The 17,652-nt window shown below is 61.3% G+C and carries 16 protein-coding genes; 8 read left to right on the top strand and 8 right to left on the bottom strand.

What is annotated here, in order from left to right:
* Together WCE35_RS12275 and WCE35_RS12270 are read right to left on the bottom strand one after the other, a co-directional pair.
* On the bottom strand, nt 1-407 hold a 407-nt coding region (locus tag WCE35_RS12275; RefSeq protein ID WP_424593610.1), incomplete at its 3' end, for an iron-sulfur cluster assembly protein.
* A gap of 56 nt (nt 408-463) precedes the next feature.
* The gene (locus WCE35_RS12270; protein WP_424593609.1) at nt 464-901 is read right to left on the bottom strand and encodes a VOC family protein; all 438 of its coding nucleotides are present in this window, start codon (nt 899-901) and stop codon (nt 464-466) included.
* Nucleotides 902-1,077: 176 nt separating this feature from the next.
* Between WCE35_RS12270 and WCE35_RS12265 the strand changes: the two genes are divergently transcribed.
* The gene (locus WCE35_RS12265; RefSeq protein WP_424593608.1) at nt 1,078-1,947 is read left to right on the top strand and encodes an NAD(P)-dependent oxidoreductase; all 870 of its coding nucleotides are present in this window, start codon (nt 1,078-1,080) and stop codon (nt 1,945-1,947) included.
* A gap of 170 nt (nt 1,948-2,117) precedes the next feature.
* Here WCE35_RS12265 and WCE35_RS12260 read toward each other — a convergent pair whose 3' ends face one another.
* Nucleotides 2,118-2,579 carry an SRPBCC family protein gene (locus WCE35_RS12260; protein WP_424593607.1) on the bottom strand — a complete coding sequence of 154 codons (462 nt, stop codon included), beginning with the start codon at nt 2,577-2,579 and terminating at the stop codon, nt 2,118-2,120.
* Nucleotides 2,580-3,202: 623 nt separating this feature from the next.
* On the opposite strand from WCE35_RS12260, the gene WCE35_RS12255 reads away from it, so the two are divergent.
* From WCE35_RS12255 to WCE35_RS12245, 3 genes are read left to right on the top strand one after another with little or no spacing between them, the layout of a single operon-like run.
* Entirely contained in the window at nt 3,203-4,807 is a 1,605-nt protein-coding gene (locus tag WCE35_RS12255) for a sensor histidine kinase (protein WP_424593606.1), read from the top strand.
* 45 nt (nt 4,808-4,852) lie between these two features.
* Nucleotides 4,853-5,056 carry a DUF1289 domain-containing protein gene (locus WCE35_RS12250; RefSeq protein ID WP_424593605.1) on the top strand — a complete coding sequence of 68 codons (204 nt, stop codon included), beginning with the start codon at nt 4,853-4,855 and terminating at the stop codon, nt 5,054-5,056.
* 31 nt (nt 5,057-5,087) lie between these two features.
* Nucleotides 5,088-5,636: a TIGR02281 family clan AA aspartic protease gene (locus WCE35_RS12245; protein ID WP_424593604.1), complete on the top strand. Its 549-nt coding sequence runs from the start codon at nt 5,088-5,090 to the stop codon at nt 5,634-5,636.
* Here WCE35_RS12245 and dusA read toward each other — a convergent pair.
* Nucleotides 5,598-6,557, bottom strand: coding sequence for a tRNA dihydrouridine(20/20a) synthase DusA (dusA, locus tag WCE35_RS12240; RefSeq protein WP_424593612.1), 960 nt, complete (start codon nt 6,555-6,557; stop codon nt 5,598-5,600). The two genes, WCE35_RS12245 and dusA, sit on opposite strands and share 39 nt — an antisense overlap.
* 691 nt (nt 6,558-7,248) lie before the next feature.
* On the opposite strand from dusA, the gene WCE35_RS12235 reads away from it, so the two are divergent.
* From WCE35_RS12235 to WCE35_RS12220, 4 genes are all read left to right on the top strand, one after another.
* Nucleotides 7,249-7,731: a hypothetical protein gene (locus WCE35_RS12235; protein ID WP_424593603.1), complete on the top strand. Its 483-nt coding sequence runs from the start codon at nt 7,249-7,251 to the stop codon at nt 7,729-7,731.
* Nucleotides 7,732-8,171: 440 nt separating this feature from the next.
* Nucleotides 8,172-8,822 (top strand): hypothetical protein, encoded by a 651-nt coding sequence (locus WCE35_RS12230; RefSeq protein WP_424593602.1) that lies wholly within the window; start codon nt 8,172-8,174, stop codon nt 8,820-8,822.
* Between the two features lie 542 nt (nt 8,823-9,364).
* Nucleotides 9,365-10,582: a polysaccharide biosynthesis/export family protein gene (locus tag WCE35_RS12225; RefSeq protein WP_424593601.1), complete on the top strand. Its 1,218-nt coding sequence runs from the start codon at nt 9,365-9,367 to the stop codon at nt 10,580-10,582.
* Nucleotides 10,583-11,385: 803 nt separating this feature from the next.
* Entirely contained in the window at nt 11,386-13,662 is a 2,277-nt protein-coding gene (locus tag WCE35_RS12220; protein WP_424593600.1) for a polysaccharide biosynthesis tyrosine autokinase, read from the top strand.
* 79 nt (nt 13,663-13,741) lie between these two features.
* Here WCE35_RS12220 and WCE35_RS12215 read toward each other — a convergent pair whose 3' ends face one another.
* From WCE35_RS12215 to WCE35_RS12200, 4 genes are all read right to left on the bottom strand, one after another.
* Nucleotides 13,742-14,503: a WecB/TagA/CpsF family glycosyltransferase gene (locus tag WCE35_RS12215; protein ID WP_424593599.1), complete on the bottom strand. Its 762-nt coding sequence runs from the start codon at nt 14,501-14,503 to the stop codon at nt 13,742-13,744.
* A 39-nt stretch (nt 14,504-14,542) separates the two neighbouring features.
* Nucleotides 14,543-15,412, bottom strand: coding sequence for a hypothetical protein (locus WCE35_RS12210; RefSeq protein WP_424593598.1), 870 nt, complete (start codon nt 15,410-15,412; stop codon nt 14,543-14,545).
* A 9-nt stretch (nt 15,413-15,421) separates the two neighbouring features.
* A complete protein-coding gene (locus tag WCE35_RS12205; RefSeq protein ID WP_424593597.1) occupies nt 15,422-16,444 on the bottom strand; it encodes a Gfo/Idh/MocA family protein in 1,023 nt (340 codons plus the stop codon).
* A gap of 104 nt (nt 16,445-16,548) precedes the next feature.
* Complete coding sequence (locus WCE35_RS12200) at nt 16,549-17,526, bottom strand: glycosyltransferase family 2 protein (RefSeq protein ID WP_424593596.1); 978 nt, start codon at nt 17,524-17,526, stop codon at nt 16,549-16,551.
* Nucleotides 17,527-17,652 lie beyond the last annotated feature (126 nt).

Here is a 17,652-nt window from a genome sequence, read left to right as displayed (position 1 = left end):
CCGACGCCGCCCTTGCCGGAAGCCACCGCGATGACGGCGGCAATGCCGGGGATTTCCGACTGCTGCGAAATCGGCGACGCCGGACTCTGCGGCGGCCGATGCGAGGCGACCGGCGGCACACCCTGCGCGTGGCGATGCGGCGGCGGCGCCGTGGAGCCCGGCTTACGTTCGGCGGTCAGTGCGATCATGGCGACGGTGACGCCGGGAATGGCGCGCACGGCGGCTTCGGCCTCTGCGCGGACGCTTTCCCACCCGCGGGCTTCCGCGGCATCGACATTGATCGAAAAAAACACCTTGCCATCGGCGACCGTGATCGCCGACAGCACATTGGCATTGGTCAGGGCGACGCCGCCGGGCGAGGCCACCCTGGCCAGCGCATCGAGAACCTGTTGCTGCGTGACGCTCACGGCGCATCTCCTGACTACACTCGGATGCGACCCATAGAGCGTTGCGGCCCAAAAGGCTACCTCGCTCCGACGTCATCCATGCGCTCGACGGGCGCCGACGCACCCTGTTCCTTGGCCGCTTCGTAATTCAATTCGATCATGACGCCATTGGGGTCATTGACGAAGATCTGCCAGAGATCGCCGCCGGGAACCTGTCGGGAGTCGTATTCGAACCCTTTGGATTCCAGCCGCTGCTTCATGCCTGCAAACCCCTGGCTGATGAAGGCGACGTGATGGACCACACCGGAATCCGGCTTTTGCGGCTCGTCGGTCCGGGAAATATCGACCAGATGCACCACCGCCTTGCCCTCCGAGTACATCCACGCTCCGGGGAAAGCAAAGTTCGGCCGGGCGCCCTTCTCCAGGCCCAAAATGTCCTCGTAGAACCGGACCGTGTCGTCGAGTTTCCGGGTCCGGATGTTGAAATGATCGAGCACGCCCACGCTGATGCCCATGCGATGCCACTCCCTTTTTTGTGAGGTTCGCTGCCGGGCAATCCTAGCACAAAACCCCGCCCGCCCGCCAAACGAAGGCGTTGCCCTTCACGGCACAGTGTTTATGCTGCGGCTCCCTCCTCCAAAACACCGTCCGGCCCGTGCAATGTCGCCGGCAGAACCCCAAGGGCACACACATGGCTAAAGTCGCTTTCCTCGGTCTCGGCGTGATGGGTTTTCCGATGGCCGGACATCTGGTGAAAAAGGGTGGCCACGCGGTGACGGTGTACAACCGGACCGCGGCGAAGGCGAAAGCGTGGGCGGACAAGTTCGGCGGGCGGACCGCGGCGACGCCGAAAGCCGCCGCCGAAGGCCAGGATTTCGTGATGTGCTGCGTCGGCAACGACCATGATTTGCGCGCGGTGGCGTTCGGCGGAGATGGCGCCTTTGCCGGCATGAAGAAGGGCGCGACCTTCGTCGATCACACCACGGCGTCGGCCGAAGTCGCGCGCGAACTCGACGCCGAGGCCGCCAAACTGGGCTTCAAATTCGTCGATGCGCCGGTGTCCGGCGGACAGGCCGGCGCGGAAAACGGCGCGCTGACCGTGATGTGCGGCGGCCACGAAGACGCCTATGCCGGCGCCGAGCCGGTGATCGCCGCCTACGCGCGGATGTGCAAGCGGCTTGGCCCGGCCGGCTCCGGGCAACTGACCAAAATGGTCAACCAGATCTGCATCGCGGGCCTCGTCGAAGGCCTGTCGGAAGGCATTCATTTCGCCAAGAAGTCGGGCCTCGACGTCCACGCCGTGATCGAGACCATTTCCAAGGGCGCTGCCCAATCCTGGCAGATGGAAAACCGCTACAAGACCATGAACGATGGCAAGTTCGATTTCGGCTTCGCGGTCGAATGGATGCGCAAGGATCTGGCGATTTGCCTCGCCGAGGCCAGGCGCAACGGCGCGAGCCTGCCGGTCACCGCGCTGGTCGATGCGTTCTACGCCGAAGTGGAAAAAATCGGCGGCAAGCGCTGGGACACGTCCAGCCTTTTGGCCCGGCTGGAGCGCTGACCGCAAGACTCCGGCATCTCGATCAGCGGGACCGCGCCGCGCGACGGGGGACCTTTTCAGCGCCTGTTGTGATTGCCGGAACCTATGTGGCATGGCCGATGCGCCGCAAGGGCCTCGGGTCGCTCCGAGGCCCTTCCTGACAGGGTGCATCCGCGGCTCGCGGCGGAAAATCAGCTACCGGTCAGCGCCTTGGCGCCGGCCTCGTAAACGCCATCGATGGTTTTCTTGGCATCGGCGTCCGACGCTCCTTTTGCGTCATAGCTGCCCATCCATTTCAACGCGGAGCCCTTTGCATCTCCGGTCACGCTGATTGTCGAGTGATAATTTGCGACCGGCAGCGGACCTGACAGGATGGTGTACCTGTAGCTGCGATTGGCGTCGTCCCAGTTCTCCAGCGCCTCGACGATCGTTCCGCCGCCTTTTAGCGAGAGTGTGCGCTGTTTGCCATCCGCACTGAGGACACATTTCTCAATCGCCGGATGCCATGAGCTGATCCCGCAAAAATTCCCGACCTTTTTCCAAAGCGCGTCCGGCGACATGGATGACAGCATGGTCACGTTTGAGTCCAGCGCGAGTGCGGAAGCGGTCGAACCGATGAGGGCCGCAATCGCGGCAAGAGTCGTATAACGCATCACATTGCTCCTCCTCTGTTGTGTTTATTGTGGAAACGATAGGATCGGTCGGGCGATCTTACACACCTAAACCTGACACGTCCCGCGCCCCCGCGTGCTCCGAGCGACCTTGAACAGGTCTCGGCTCGCGGCCTATCGGTAATCCAATAGAGATTGCAAATTTAACCGAACCTGTGGGGCCTTCGGCACTTGTCAAACCCTGGTTGGATTGTGCGCCAATCTCGGGTCTTGATATCGAAACGGTCAATAACGGGCTCTCCTTCATGCGCCCGAACCGGGAGAGGACATACGAAACCCCCAGCGTCTGACTTGTCCAGTTCGCGTAGAGCTTCGACTGAGTGCCGATGTCCGAAATGGGTCAACCCCGAATAAAGTCGTTCCTCGGCGGCGTTTCATCGACCAGCTCCTGGCGCGCGAAATGGCCCCCCTGCGCGACTGGGGCCGGGATACTTCCGACCTCCTCGCTCGGCGGAAGCTGACCTCCACCGCGCGATGCCGGTGGCTGATTTTAACCACCTGTTAACGGAATTCTTTAGCTATTTAGGCAGCTCTTAACGATTTGGCCCCAGAGATAGGCAATGCAAAAAGCCCGCGCCGTTCGCGGGCGGGGTTTGTGTTGTTTAATGAGTAAAGCCGCCGAAAATCCTGAAGTTGCCCAGCTTCCGGCCGAACCCCAGGTCGCAGCGCCGGTCAACACCCGGCGCGCCGCCGCGCAGCGGGTCCGCGAGGCGCGCGATCGGTTAACGTCGACCAGCGGAACCCGCCCGGCCTTCGACACCGAGCTGCTGCGGCAATACGCCCAGACCCGGATGTCGGCCTCCTATGTCGTCATGCTGCTGGTGGTTGCGACCGGCGCATTGTTCGGTGTCTGGATGCAGCCGGTATCGGCGGCGGCCTGGACCTGCGGCATACTCTGCATCCATGCCGCCATCATCCGCAATTGCGGCAGGTTCCTCGCCCAATCCCCTTCCCTTGCCGCGACCCGCAAATGGCGCACGCGGTTCGTTCTGCTCGACCTGCTCTACGGCCTGTGCTGGACCGTGATCCTGATCCATCCGGCGGGCCTCGACGTCGCCTCGAACACGCTGATGATGTTTTTGATGCTGCTGGTGATCGCGGTGTCGAGCATGCTGGCCGCCAGCCTGCCGATCGCCGCGCTCGCGGCGACTGCGCCAGTCACCGCGGCGATCGCGCTCAACTTCGTGCTGAGCGGCACCTTCGACAATTACGTGCTGGCCTTGCTCGCGCTCGCCGCCGAGGGTTATTTTGCCCTGCTCGCCCATCGCCTGCATTCGACCACGCTGGCGACGCTGGAGGCGCGGGCCGAGAAGGACGCGCTGATCGGCGAGCTCGAACAGGCCAAGGCGATCTCCGACGAGGCGCGGCACCGCGCCGAATCCGCCAACGTCGCCAAGTCGCGGTTCCTGGCGCAGATGAGCCACGAATTGCGCACGCCGCTGAACGCGATCCTCGGATTCTCCGAAGTGATGAAGAGCGAGATCTTCGGCGAACACGCGATGCCGGTGTACAAGGAATATTCGGCCGACATTCACAGTTCGGGCGTGCACCTGCTCAACCTGATCAATGAGATCCTCGACCTGTCGCGGATCGAAGCCGGTCGATACGAGCTGAACGAGGAAGCGGTGTCGCTCGTCCATGTCGTCGCCGACTGCCATCATCTGCTCAAGCTGCGCGCGACCAGCCGCGGCATCACCATTCACGAGATGTTCGAGCAGGGCATGCCGCGGATCTGGGGCGACGAGCGCGCGACGCGCCAGATCGTGCTCAACCTGTTGTCCAATTCCATCAAATTCACTCCGCAAGGCGGCGAGATCTGGCTGAAGGTGGGCTGGACCGCTTCCGGCGGACAATATCTGAGCGTCAAGGATACCGGCTCCGGCATCGCGGAAGACGAGATCCCGATCGTGCTGGCGTCGTTCGGCCAGGGCTCCAATTCGATCAAGTCGGCCGAACAGGGCGCGGGCCTCGGCCTGCCGATCGCCAAGAGCCTGATCGACATGCATGGCGGCACCTTCACGCTGAAATCGAAGCTGCGGATCGGCACCGAGGTCATCGTCACCTTCCCGCCAGAGCGGGTGATGTCGGCGCTGGCGCCGCTGGCCGAGGAGGCGCCGCCGCTGCAACCGGAGACCGCAACCACCGCTTCCGCCGACGACAAGCGGCGGACGCGCAACAAGCCGATCATGAGTGCCGGCACCGGATTGTAGCGCGGGTACTTGCACAAGCGACCGAAACCGTTTCACACTTCCAGGATGAGCAAAGAAACGCCGTGTATCGCAGTCTGTATGATCGATCCCGGGACCAAACTCTGCTTCGGTTGCGGGCGAACGCTTCCGGAGATCGCGCGCTGGCACCGCATGGAAGGCGCGGAGCGGCTCGCCGTGATGGCGCGGCTGCCCGCGCGCATGGCGGAGGCCGGAATGGCGCCGATGGCGGCAGCTCAAACCAGCGGTTGAGTGCCATCCGGATTGGCGGCGGAGGCGCGCCATGAGCCGCATCCTGCTCGTTGTCATCATGCTGGCAGCCGGCGCCGTGGTTGCCTATGGCGATCCGGAACAGATCGCGCGCGCCAGCGACTCGGTCTCGCAGATGCTGCGCCGGCGGAGCCAGTCGCCGGCGCCCGCCGTGCAGATCGCGCGCGGTCAGGCCGGCGAGTTCGCGCTTCGCGCCAGGATCAACGGCGTCAGCACACCGATGGTAATCGACACCGGCGCAACCTCGGTGGTGCTGACCTGGGAAAGCGCGAAGGCGATCGGATTGCCGCTGGAAATGCTCAAATATGACGTCGATGTCGAGACCGCCGGCGGCCACACCAAGGCGGCACGGCTGACGCTCGATCGGCTCGCCGTCGGCCAACTCGTCGAGAAATCAGTTCCGGCGCTGGTTGTGCCGCGCGGGCAGATGAAGACCAATCTGCTCGGCATGAGTTTTCTCGACCGGCTTGAAAGCTGGGGAGTGCACGCCGACAAACTGATGCTGCACGGCTACCCCGATTTCTCAGGCCGCAATCGACGCGACCGCACCGCGTTCGACTAGCGCGATCGCATCGCGCAGAACATTTGCACCCGCGCCCGGCCGCACCGCGTTTTCGGCGAGATGACGGCGGAACGCGCGCGCGCCGGGCACGCCGTGGAACGCGCCGACGAAATGCCGCGTGATCGCATGCAGCCGCGTGCCCTGCGCGAGCCGGGCTTCGATGTAGGGCATCATCGCCTCGAAAACATCCTGCATCGTTGCGTGCGGCGACGCCTCGCCGAACAGTTCGGGATCGACGGTCAATAGCCGCCACGGCTCCTGATAGGCCGCCCGGCCCAGCATCACCCCATCGACGCGATCGAGATGCCCGCTTGCCTCGGCGAGGCTCGCGATCCCGCCATTGATGATGACGGGCACATCGGGCAGCGCGGCCTTCAGCCGATAGACCCTGCCATAGTCGAGCGGCGGGATGTCGCGGTTTTCCTTCGGCGACAATCCGTTGAGCCAGGCCTTTCGCGCGTGCACGATCAGCGCATCCGCGCCGGCCGCGATCACGCCGCGCGCCAGCGCGTCGAGCGCGAGTTCCGGATCCTGGTCGTCGATGCCGATCCGGCATTTCACCGTGACGGGAATTTTCACCGCGCGCTTCATCGCCGTGACGCCGTCGGCGACCAGCTCGGGCTCCGCCATCAGGCAGGCGCCGAAGCGGCCGTCCCTGACCCGGTCGGACGGGCAGCCGACATTGAGATTGATTTCGTCGTAGCCGAAATCCTCGCCGATCCTGGCCGCGGTCGCGAGATCGCGCGCATCCGAGCCGCCGAGCTGCAGCGCCACCGGATGCTCGCTGGCATCGAATCCGAGCAGCCGATCGCGATCGCCATGGATGACGGCGCCGGATGTCAGCATCTCCGTATACAGCCGCGCACGCCGGCTCATGAGGCGGTGGAAGAACCGGCAATGCCGGTCGGTCCAATCCATCATCGGGGCGATGGCAAAGCGGTGATTTAACATATTGTTTTCACTGTATTTAATCATCCTGGCCGGTCCAATCGATTTTGGTCCGGCGGACAATCTGAAGCGGCAGAGCTAAAGCATTTTCCTTTCTTTTCAACCACTCGATTATTTTCACTTGTTTCACCCTTCCCGGTACTGCACGGCAGGACCAGAATGCCCGCGCAAGTACCACTCCTCGACAAAGTGTTCTAGCCATGCGCGGCGGTCTGCTCTTGGTCAACGTTGCTACCGACTACACCTCATCACTTTCCTCGTTCGTCCACGGACGGTAAGACGCAATCTCCTTTTCAAGATCAGGCACGCACTCATCGTGGATCCTGTCTGCGCACAGCGATCGATCTTGGCTAACTCGACACTTCTGAGATCGCTCCCTCGGGGGTGAAGTGGCGCTACCGTGAACTGCGACAGCGATCCACGAGGGCGAACGCCCGAAATCATTCTCTCGCAGAGCTCATCAGCGGCATCGGTACTGCGAACGGTACTGCATGTTTTCCACACGCGAAATGTGATTCTGGCGGTTCCAGAGTTAACCCGCAGCGCGGACATAAAGCTTAACCAAAAAGCTTAACCAACGAGTTTTGTTGCGCGATCGTCCCAAGCGACTGACGATTTAGCATTGGGCAGTTTCCCTGCTTTCTCAACGAAGGGAGTACTTGTGATGGTGCAGTCAACGATAGGACGAGTCCTGACTGATATGGAGCGCGAAATCGAGACCGAGGTTCGAAACAGGCCGCCGGTACACGCGCCGCGTCCTGTCAATGTCGCGCCGCCAAGGGTGGGCGCGCCGGCTCTGGCGATGCCGGACTATGTCACGCATCGCGACGGGGCCACAGAGATCGGCAAGCTGTCGGCGGAAGCTGTTGTCCGCGAATACGAAGCAGCAGCGAAAGAGATCGAGGCGATGGGCGCTGAGCTAATCGAGCGCGTCAAGCAATGCGAGACGATGACCCATGATGCGCTCGCCGTGACCGAGGAGTTGAAGGAAACCGCGGAGCGCTACCGCGAGGAGGCCAAGCGGGTTTTCCTTGAGATTGAGAACTGTTCGCTGGTGATGGCGGAGGTCCGCGAGACCTGCACCGAACTGAAGAAAAAGATCGCCGTTCCGGTCACGATAGACAGGCTAAAGCCAAAAAAGAGGTGAAACCCGAGCCGCCCTCAGACGGCGTGTCCCAAAGCCATCGGCGACCTGTTCGCCTGCACGGCGGTTTCATGAGCACGATGGCTCGAAAAGCCACGATAATCGTCGAAACACTCGGCGAACCGATCAACCAGTCCGATCACGCGATCCGTCGTCCCCGGCAGCAGGGCTCCGGCGTCCGACGTGATCGCTCCCGATCAAAGCTACCGACAACTTCGCGGCGCCCGACCAGTCCAAAATCACACCGTTCTGCGTTGTGCTGCGTCTGCAACGGGGCGCTCCTCGAACTAACTGGAAGGCGTTACTCGCAAACCAGCTTTCGATGATTCGGCGCCTCGATGCGCTTATCTGCTGTGAGATATTCGGGCTAGACATCTCAGCCGGGCATGGCCGATGCTCGCCAGCAGGTGACCCTTTCGTGTAGCAACCCGATGAGTCCGAGTATGATCTCCCGGCGGCCGCGGCGGGCTCCGATCCTGGTGGTGGTCGCACTGGCCGCGTTTGCGATCGCTGCTGTTCGTCCCCTTCGGGAGCCAGCTCTGAGAGCCGCAGGATGGGCGCTTGTCGTAAACGAACCGGTCGCGTCCGCCGACATCATCGTCCTATCGCTCGATTCCGGTGGCGCCGGGGCGCTCGAAGCGGCGGACCTCGTGCAAAGCGGCATCTCAAAGCGAGTTGCGGTCTTTATGGACCCTCCGAGTGGAGAAGACCATGAGTTCATCCGCCGGGGACTCCCTTACGAGGATGCGGGGGCAAGGCAAATTCGCCAACTGAGGTCGCTTGGTGTGACTGATGTCGTGCAAATCTCCAGAGTCGATGGAACGGAAAGTGAAGGTCAGGCGCTTCCGCCATGGTGCGACGAGCATCAACTCCGATCCATTGTGTTGGTGGCCACCAAGGATCACTCGCGACGATTGCGGCGAGTGCTCGACCGAGTCATGAAAGGCCATCCGACACGCGTCACGGTCCAACCCGCGCGCTACTCGAGTTTTGACCCCGACCGGTGGTGGGAAACTCGCGCCGGCGTCCGGACAGAAATCGTCGAGCTCCAGAAACTCTTGCTCGACGTCGTGCTGCACCCAATGTCATTTTGACATCGAGCCTTTAACTTAGGGATGCCCGGTCTCCGGCGGCGCCTACGCCTGGTAAGACGGCTGTGGCGGCACAAGGGCTTGGCCATCCCAGGTGATCTCGTCCAGCAGTTGGGCTGCCATGGCGACGGCCTCCATTCAGCATTAAATTAACATTTAAATTCAGCATTAAATTAACATTCAATGTTTAAATATCAATCCGCGCATCGGATCATCTCCAGTTTCGATCGAGAAACTGACGCTTGAGCATCGGGATCGTGTTGATCGGCGTCCATTTCTGCGCGACGTCCAGTGGAGACACGACCGCAGGTTAGGGCCTTGCTGGCTCGTTCCGGACGCGGGCTGCAGGCAATTACCAGGTAGTAACAATTAGGCAACAGTTTCCAGCTACCTTGACACCCCTCCCTTGTTGGGCGTGGCCCAGCCATGCTAGCCGAAGATTGTCGGAGATGCGATCGGGCGAGTGAGTTGGTGGTAGGCTGGTGCAATACTTCCGAAGAAGCTTTATAGCTGCCTCAGCCCTTCTTCTCGGTAGCTGCGCGCTTATGCCCGCCAGCGGCCCGGCAGGCACCGACGTTGTGTCGGCAAGCACCGATGTTGTGCCCGGTGCCGCCGAAAGTCTCCCGTACGCCCTGGTCAAGCTCACCCCCGAAGTCGTCGAAAGCCTCGGCCAACACGAGCCGAGATTTTCGAATTCCTTCACCGACCGCCGCCCTCCCCTGGCCTTCCATTTTGGTATCGGCGATATCGTCAGCGTAACGATTTTTGAGGCCACGGCGGGCGGCCTTTTCATTCCGGCAGAAGCCAGCGTTCGTCCAGGCAACTTCGTCACCCTCCCCAATCAGGCTGTGGACGACAAGGGCAACATTTCGGTGCCCTATGCAGGCATCGTGCGAGCAAAGGGACGAACGCAAGTCGAGGTCCAACAGGCCATCATTGATGCCCTCAAGAACCGGGCCATTGAGCCGCAGGTCGTCGTGACCCTGGTCGAGCAGAGAACATCGCTCATCAGCGTGCTGGGCGAGGTGAACAAGCCGGATCGATTTCCCGCCAGCATGGCCGGAGAGCGCATTCTTGATGCACTCACGCGCGCCGGCGGACCCAAGGCCCCCGGTTTCGACTCATTTGTCACGCTCGAGCGGGAGGGACGCCGAGCAACCGTCCCCTTTGGCACTCTCGTGTATCAGCCATCGAACAACATCTACGTGCACGCCGGCGATACCATCTACGTCTACACCGAACCACAGACCTTTTTGGCATTTGGCGCGACGGCGTCTGGTACCACTGGTGCCGCTAGCGCTGCTGCCGGTGCTGGCGCCGCCGGAACGCAACTCAAGTTTGATGCATGGCGAATTTCGCTTGCCGAGGCCGTCGCCAAGGCCGGAGGCCTTAACGATTCGCTTGCCGATCCAGCAGCTGTATTTCTTTATCGAGGGGAGCCCCGCGAAGTTGCTCAGCGCCTTGGAATCGACTGCTCAAAGTTTGAGGGACCGATCATTCCGGTCATCTACAACATAAATTTTAGAGATCCGGCGGCCTATTTTTTGGCTAGGGCGTTTGAAATCCGCAACAAGGATGTCATTTATGTATCGAATACGGCGTCAGTCCAGGTGACGAAGGTCTTGACTTACCTGCGTACCATTATGGCGACTGTGAACGACCCGATCATTTACGCCACCAATTTCTATGGCCTGAAGGCAGCAATACGCGGAACCGGCACCATAACGACGATCACCACGCCCACGCCGATTGCTACGCGCTGATTCGTCGTCTGTGACTGAGGATCAGCCGCCAGCGGGCGATCCAGATCGCGTGTGCCGCACAGATCAGCTGTGAACGGGGCGAGCACCTGAGTCGGTGGAACTCCGGTTGAAGGATGGAACTGTCGTATCGATTGCGGCTTTGCGTTTCGCTGTCGTGCGCCGATCGGACAATGAAGACGACTTCCTCCGGATTCGAGAGGATTTCCTCTTATGCGAGGACCACTTGGGCAAAGTTGTCGTGCATGGGCACACTCCCGGATGTTCGGCCCAACCGTATCAACATCGATACGGGTGCCTGCGCGACAGGACGACTGACCTGTCTTGCCCTGGAAAGCGATGAGATCGGGTTTATCTGAGATGCCATTCGCGGGCCAGCGCGGGCCATGTCGCCCGATTGATTTCGACAATTGATGCTCGCTTTTGCCGTCGCTCGGCTGGCTCGGCACCCTTCAATTTAATCACGAGTTCCGGATACTGGCTTCTGCGGCGGGTGACCGACTGAAGACAGGCAAAAGGATTGCCCCCTGAGCGTTAACCAAAAGCGGCAAAACCAGGCCTGCCGTCTCGAAAAAGCACAAAAACTGCAGCGCCACCCGAAACGGCGCCTGCCGCCGTTGGGATTAACACTGCTGAACGAGTTTTTGGCAGCGGATTTATTTATCGATTGAGCACAAAAACTTCGTTGATTATGGTATTAAAAATTTCCTGTGAAAGGTTATTTTGGAGAGAGTGAACCAGTGGGCTCCTTCTGCTTTTGGTCCGTGAATATGCGGAACGGCGGAAGACTGCGATAGGGGCGTTTGTTGAACGTTGATGAAAGCTATCAGAGCAATAATCAAGTTGTCGCCTATCCCGCGCACGACGCTCCGGGACCGCAACTCGTTTCCGGCGGGATCAACCTGGGGTTCATCCTTGACTTCGCCCGGCGCCGAATCTGGGTCATCCTGTTTTCCATGTTGTTGATGTGCGGGATCGGATTCACTTATTTTATGGTCGTGCCGGCTCCCTACACCGGAGTGGCAGTTCTCAAGATCGATACCCGGAAATTCCAGCTTTTCCAGCAGCCATTGAGCCTTGGGGATCAAACAATCGATGAAGTAGAAAGCCATCTGGAGGCGCTAAAATCCGAAAACCTTGCTCTGAAGGTTATCACCGAGCTTCATCTGGCGGATGATGCCGAATTCGGCCGGGCCGCGGCAATTCCGATCATTTCGAACTTGATTGAAAACCGAAGGCCGGAATCGGAGACTTGGCGCCTACGAAATGCCCTGCGAATTTTCGAGAAGCATTATGCAGTCGAGCGGCAGGGTGTATCTCTGATCGGAATCAGTTTCGAATCAGCGAACGCGGAGCGTTCTGCCCAAATCGCCAACGCCATCGCCCAAGCCTACATCACGGAGCAGTTGGATGCGAAATATGAAGTCACGCGGAAAGGCACTAAATGGCTTGAGGGTCGGATCAAGGAATTGCGTGATCAAGTCTCCGCTGCACAGAGGGCAGTCATCGACTACAAGGCAGAGTACAAGATGGTCGATGCCGGAAATGGCCGTCTGGTAACGGAACAGCGGCTGACTGATCTGAATAATCAGCTTACAGTCGCGCGCGCCAAAACCTCGGAGATGCGGGCCCGCCTGGATCGTATTAGCGCAGCCCTCAATGATCCGGCCGACACGGGCCTCATCAACGCAACAGCCAGTGAGGTAGGCAACCAACTCATAATGAAGTTGCGAACCCAATATCTGGACCTTGCCGCCCGTGAAGCTGAGTGGTCGGAAAAGTACGGCCGCGATCACCTCGCGGTGGTAGGTGTGCGTACCAACATGCGCGGGATCCGTGCTTCCCTTCGCGACGAGTTGCTGCGGCTTCGGGAGACATACAAGAGCGATTACGAGGTCGCCAGTGAGGCTGAAAAGCTCATTGAAAAGCAGCTCCAGGAGGCGGTCGCCGAATCTCAAACATCGAATGAAGCTCAGGTGAGCTTGGGCGATCTCGAAACCTCTGCCGAGACATATAAGACTCTGTACGACGATTTCGTCAAACGGTATAGGGAAGCGACCGAGCAGCAATCGTTCCCTTACACGGAAGCCAGGCTGATCACGAAGGCCGTGCCCCCGATCAGAAGTACCTATCGCAAGAACTTGTTGATTGTCGCGATGACACCCTTCATGGGACTGGTCCTTGGAATTGGACTGGGCGCGCTGCTCGACTTTTTCGATCGCGGATTCCGGACGAGCAGTCAAATCGAAGCGACGCTCGGCCTGGCATGTATCGCTTTGGTCCCGTTGCAAGGAAAACAAGGGAAAAAAACCGCGAGTCAGCGCGCGCCGAGCATCACAGGCCCGAGCCCTGATCTGATCTCGAACAAGCTGGGCATTGCGTCGAGTGTTGTCGAGCAGCCGTTCTCCGGCTTCGCCGAAGCCATTCGTACGATCAAGCTCGTCGCGGACTTGAACGGAATCGTCGCCGCCAACAAGGTTGTCGGGATAACCTCCGCGATTCCCGACGAGGGTAAATCCACGATCGCAGCTGCTTTGGCGTTGAGCATCGCGCAAGTCGGTGGGCGCGCCATCCTGGTCGACTGCGACTTCCGCAATCCGTCGTTGTCTCGGGCCATAACGCCGAACGCAAATGCGGGGATTCTTGAGGTGCTTTCCGGCAAGGTCGCTCTGGACGAGGCTCTCAGCAAGGAGGCGTACCAGCGCATGGCATTCCTGCCCGTCTATTCCAAGGTGCGGATTGCGGATTCCAGTGAGCTTCTGAGTTCCAGCGCCATGAAACGGTTGTTCGAGAGACTTCGACACAGCTACGACTATGTGATTGTCGATTTGCCACCGCTTGCGCCATTGGCGGACGTTCGTGCGACAACTCATCTTGTGGACTCGTACCTCTTGGTCGTGGAATGGGGCGCGACGTCCGCTGCGATCGTTCAACATGCGTTGAGCAGAGCACCGCACGTCCACGAAAGAGTTGTCGGCGCGATCCTCAACAAAGTGGATATGAACGCGCTTAGGCTCTATGATGGAAATCGTGCCGGCTATTATCGCAACAAGGCATACGGTCGCTACGGATATACAGACTGAAGGATCGACAAACGCGCGCCTGTTGGCGACGGGCGCTTCGGCCTGGAAGTAACCCAGGAGGCATCGCCCGTCGCGGAACTCACTCGCGCGCCGCGAACGGATTCCGGTAGAGCCCGAGCCGCTGGAGGGTCAGGTAGTACAGGACCGGCGGCTGATGGAGAAGATAGCGCCGCCACCGCAGCCGCGGCTCGCTCAGCAGCCGGTAGAGCCATTCCAGCCCATAGTCGGTGACCCAACTTGCCGGCCGCTCAAGGGTACGAGCCTCATAGTCGATCGTCCCGCCGAGCGGCAGGAAGGTCTTCACCAGCGGGAGCCGCTCGCGTTGGCGGACGATGAACTTCTCTTGCCGCCCCGCACCGAGCCCCACCACCAGCACGCTCGCCCCGGACTGGTTAATCCGTTCCACCATCCGGTCGACCTCCCCCGGCCTCCGGTCGTAGTCGAATGGCGGCGAGTCAGCGCCGACCACCATCTTCCTTCCCACCCTCGCGTTGATGTTCCGCGCGGCGATCTCGGCGATCCCCGGGCCTCCGCCGCAGAGGAAGAAGGTGACCCGCGGGTCGTCCTTGTGCTTCAGGTAGTAGCGCGGGAAGAAGTCTGACCCTGATACCCGGCCCCGCAGCGGCGTCCCCAGGGCCTTCGCCGCCGCGACCAGGATCTGGCTGTCGCAGGTGACCGGCGAGAAGTTCGGGAGGAGCTCGTAGAACTCGCGGTCCTTCTGCAGCTTCATGATCATGTCGACGTGGAGAGTGAGGAGTAACCCCTCCTGGAAGGAGTCGACCAGCTCGTCGAGGGTGATGTCGTCGACGTCGACGTTGAGGAGCCGCACTTTCTTCGCCATCGATGGAATCTTCCCGGGGTCTCGCCTGTGAATCGCCGGTCAGCGTCCCCAGAAGCCGTGGATCAGCTCCTGGGTCTGCCGGATGTTGCCGCGCGAGGAGGCGCCGAAGACGATCGACTGCAGCCCTTCGAGGCCACACGCCCACTCGATCGCCTCCTCGGGAGGGATGGCTCCCGAGGCGAGAACCGACATGGCGATGGCCCGGCACTTCCGCGTCCTGAGCAGGTCCCGGTACGCATCGACGCCGCCACTCATGCGAAAGCCGATCTTGTTGATGTTCGCGCAGACGATGGGATTCTCCACACCGGCCTGCGCCAGAGCATCGAGGAGCAGGGGCAGGTTCATGGTGATGTATCCCGCCTCCGCGCCGTACCGCTCCTTGACGTAGCGATCGAACTCGGTGAACACCGGGTAGAGCTTGAGCCCCAGGAGCATGTCGGTGACCACGTTCTGCACGAAGATCACCGGCGTGTTCAGGCCCTCGAACCGCTTCATCTCCGCGTCGACGAGCAGTCTCATCAGTGCGTAGATGTCGCGGGTAAGGGTCCCCACCGCGCCCCGGATGAGGGTGTTCATCACCCCGCCGGCCGCGAACCGCTGGATAGTTTCCATCACCCCGACCTGGCTCACCGAGTTGGCGTACTTGTGTGCGTAGGGCATGCAGGGGAAGTAGACGAAGTCCTTATAGCGGTCGCGGTGGGCGCGCATGTGGTCGCAGATCTCACCGATCCGGTCGTGGGTGGTGCACATGAAGGTACGGATGCCCATGTCGTAGGCGTCGTCCAGCACCTCGATGATCGCGGAGGTGTCCTTGAACTTCACCAGTTGCTGGCGGGCCTTCTCCTCGGACATGTGGTTCACGCCGAAGAACTGGTTGTCCCCGAACAGGATGCGGTCGATGGTCGCCATGGTCGAGCCTCAGCCCTTGGCCTTGTTCGCTTGCAGGATCAGGTCGACGACGCGATCGGTCTCGTAGGCGGATGCGAAGGAATTCTCATGGGCCATGTTGCCGGTCCGGATCGCCTCGGTAAAGGCCTCGAGTTGCGCCGAATATTCCTCGCCCCGCAAGTAGAAGCCGACCGGCTTCTGGAGCCCGGTGATGTAGCGTGTGTTCCAGCCCTCCACGTAGTCCTCGAAGCCGCGTGGCTCGCGCAGGTAGACCTTGAGCTCCTGGCGGTCGACGATCAGCTTGCCGCCCGTGCCGTGGATGGTGACGGTAGTAGTCATCTTCCGGTAGGTGTCGTCGCTCCAGTTGGTCTCGAGGATCCCGCTCGCGTCGCCCGGGTAGGCGAAGACCGCCGAGACGGCGTCATCCACGTTCTGGGAGAAGATGGTCTGCAGACTCGCGCCCTGAACCCGGGCTGGAGGGCCTACCAGGAAGTTCAGCAGGTCGATGACGTGGCTGGCGTAGTCGTGGAGGCAGCCCCCGCCCTCTGACTTGCTGGCCCGCCACGTCAGGTTCTGCTCTTTGATCACCACCTGCCCGAAGGCGCTCCCGTGAATGTTCGACACCTTCCCCAGCGCGCCGGCGCGTACCAGACGCTGCGCCTCCTGGAAGGTCCCGATGAAGCGGTTGTGGAAGCCGACCTGGTTGATGCGTCGCCGCTGGATGGCCAGCTCGGACAGAGCACGGCTCTCTGCCGGCGAGAGCGTGAGTGGCTTCTCGACGAAGAGATGGACGTCCCGCTCCAGGGCGTACTGCGCGCATGCGAAATGGGTGGAACTCGGGGTGGCGACGATCACCGCGTCGGGGCGGGCCTCGTCGATCATCTCCTGGTAGCGGGTGAAGGTTTGAACGCCAGCGTACTTCTTCAGGAGCGAAACGACGTAGCGCGAGGTGTCGCAGACCGCGACCACTGCCGTGTCCGGCAGCGCGTTGGTGATGGCGAAGTGTGACAGCCCCATCTTTCCGGCACCAACGATGCCGACTCGGATTCCCATGCTTTGGTGTGCTCCCCGAGGGACAAGTGCGACCGGAGCGCAAGATGGCCGAAATCGTCTTGCGGCTCAAGGGCGCGGCGGGTCTTTGTCGCTGGCCTCCCGGGTCAGATTGCAATCGGGGACCGCGGTGGATCCCAGGACTGCCGCTGGCGTTCGTTGAGGCGGGCGGTGGCGCTGGCCTTGCCCCGGAAAAGGCATGCCCACTGGTAGCGGCGCAGGAACCGCCGGAACTCCGCGTCGCCATAGCAGGGGTTCCGCTGCACCATGCTCTTGAAGTAGCCGTAGAGCATCGCCAGCCCGCCGACGACGCGCGGCGGCCGCGTCATCCGGTACGCCGCGCTGGCGAGCATGTACCAGGGCGAGGTCCCCATGAAGTATTGCCCGAAGCCGTGGCGTTGGCGGCCGGTCCACCAGTTCTTGTGGCTGGTGCCCATCGGGCGCAGGTGGATGAAGCGCAGGTCCGGCTCGTCCCAGGAGACTGCAATCCATCCGAGCTGCCGGCACCGGTGGCCGTCGATGCCGTCCCACATCAGCTCGCGGGTGAACCCACCGATTTGGCGAAAGCAGGCTGTGCGGAAGAACTTGGTCATCCCCACCGAATTCTCGTCGCCGATCTTCTCCGAGATGAAGCGGGACGTGTCGGTGAGGGGGAACTGGACCGGCCCATCGTTCCCCGGCGCCGGAAAATAGGGTTTACCAGAGCAGGTTCCGATACGCGGCTCGGCCTCCATCCGCTCGATCAAGGTCTCGAAGTACCGGGGCGGGAGGTCCAGGTCCAAATCGAGCTTGCACACGTAGGTGAAATCGGCCGGATCAATGGTGTCGTACCCGGTGTAGAAGGCGTCGATCACGCCGCCGCCCAGCTTGCGGTCGCCACGGTCGGCGCGGGTGAGGACACGGATGAACGGAACGCGTGCGGCGTACTCGGCCAGGATCCGCGGCGTCGCGTCCTTCGACCCATCGTCAACGATGATCCACAGCGCCGGAGGAATGGACTGACGCAGCACTGACTCGAGCGTGCGACGCCCGTAGCTCGCCTCGTCGCGGCAGGGAGTAATCAGGCAGTATTGACGTCCGGCCATCAAGGCGCTCTGGGAGGAACTGATGGTGCTGCCTCTACCATATGCGTCAAGCCGCGCCCACCAGCAAGGTGGCCAAGGCGGCGACCGCAGCGGCCACGCCGACTGCCCTGCCCGCTCTGAACGGCC

The sequence above is a fragment of the Bradyrhizobium sp. genome (assembly GCF_049691595.1).
Classification (GTDB): domain Bacteria; phylum Pseudomonadota; class Alphaproteobacteria; order Rhizobiales; family Xanthobacteraceae; genus Bradyrhizobium.
The sequence above is the reverse complement of the archived record's forward strand: the minus strand, read 5'-3'. Positions and strand labels throughout refer to the sequence as shown.

Coding starts and splice junctions, on each gene's coding strand:
- WCE35_RS12270 (WP_424593609.1), bottom strand. CDS start 901: ATGGGCATCAGCGTGGGCGTGCTCGATCATTTCAACATCCGGACCCGG.
- WCE35_RS12265 (WP_424593608.1), top strand. CDS start 1,078: ATGGCTAAAGTCGCTTTCCTCGGTCTCGGCGTGATGGGTTTTCCGATG.
- WCE35_RS12260 (WP_424593607.1), bottom strand. CDS start 2,579: ATGCGTTATACGACTCTTGCCGCGATTGCGGCCCTCATCGGTTCGACC.
- WCE35_RS12255 (WP_424593606.1), top strand. CDS start 3,203: ATGAGTAAAGCCGCCGAAAATCCTGAAGTTGCCCAGCTTCCGGCCGAA.
- WCE35_RS12250 (WP_424593605.1), top strand. CDS start 4,853: ATGAGCAAAGAAACGCCGTGTATCGCAGTCTGTATGATCGATCCCGGG.
- WCE35_RS12245 (WP_424593604.1), top strand. CDS start 5,088: ATGAGCCGCATCCTGCTCGTTGTCATCATGCTGGCAGCCGGCGCCGTG.
- dusA (WP_424593612.1), bottom strand. CDS start 6,557: ATGATGGATTGGACCGACCGGCATTGCCGGTTCTTCCACCGCCTCATG.
- WCE35_RS12235 (WP_424593603.1), top strand. CDS start 7,249: ATGGTGCAGTCAACGATAGGACGAGTCCTGACTGATATGGAGCGCGAA.
- WCE35_RS12230 (WP_424593602.1), top strand. CDS start 8,172: ATGATCTCCCGGCGGCCGCGGCGGGCTCCGATCCTGGTGGTGGTCGCA.
- WCE35_RS12225 (WP_424593601.1), top strand. CDS start 9,365: ATGCCCGCCAGCGGCCCGGCAGGCACCGACGTTGTGTCGGCAAGCACC.
- WCE35_RS12215 (WP_424593599.1), bottom strand. CDS start 14,503: ATGGCGAAGAAAGTGCGGCTCCTCAACGTCGACGTCGACGACATCACC.
- WCE35_RS12210 (WP_424593598.1), bottom strand. CDS start 15,412: ATGGCGACCATCGACCGCATCCTGTTCGGGGACAACCAGTTCTTCGGC.
- WCE35_RS12205 (WP_424593597.1), bottom strand. CDS start 16,444: ATGGGAATCCGAGTCGGCATCGTTGGTGCCGGAAAGATGGGGCTGTCA.
- WCE35_RS12200 (WP_424593596.1), bottom strand. CDS start 17,526: ATGGCCGGACGTCAATACTGCCTGATTACTCCCTGCCGCGACGAGGCG.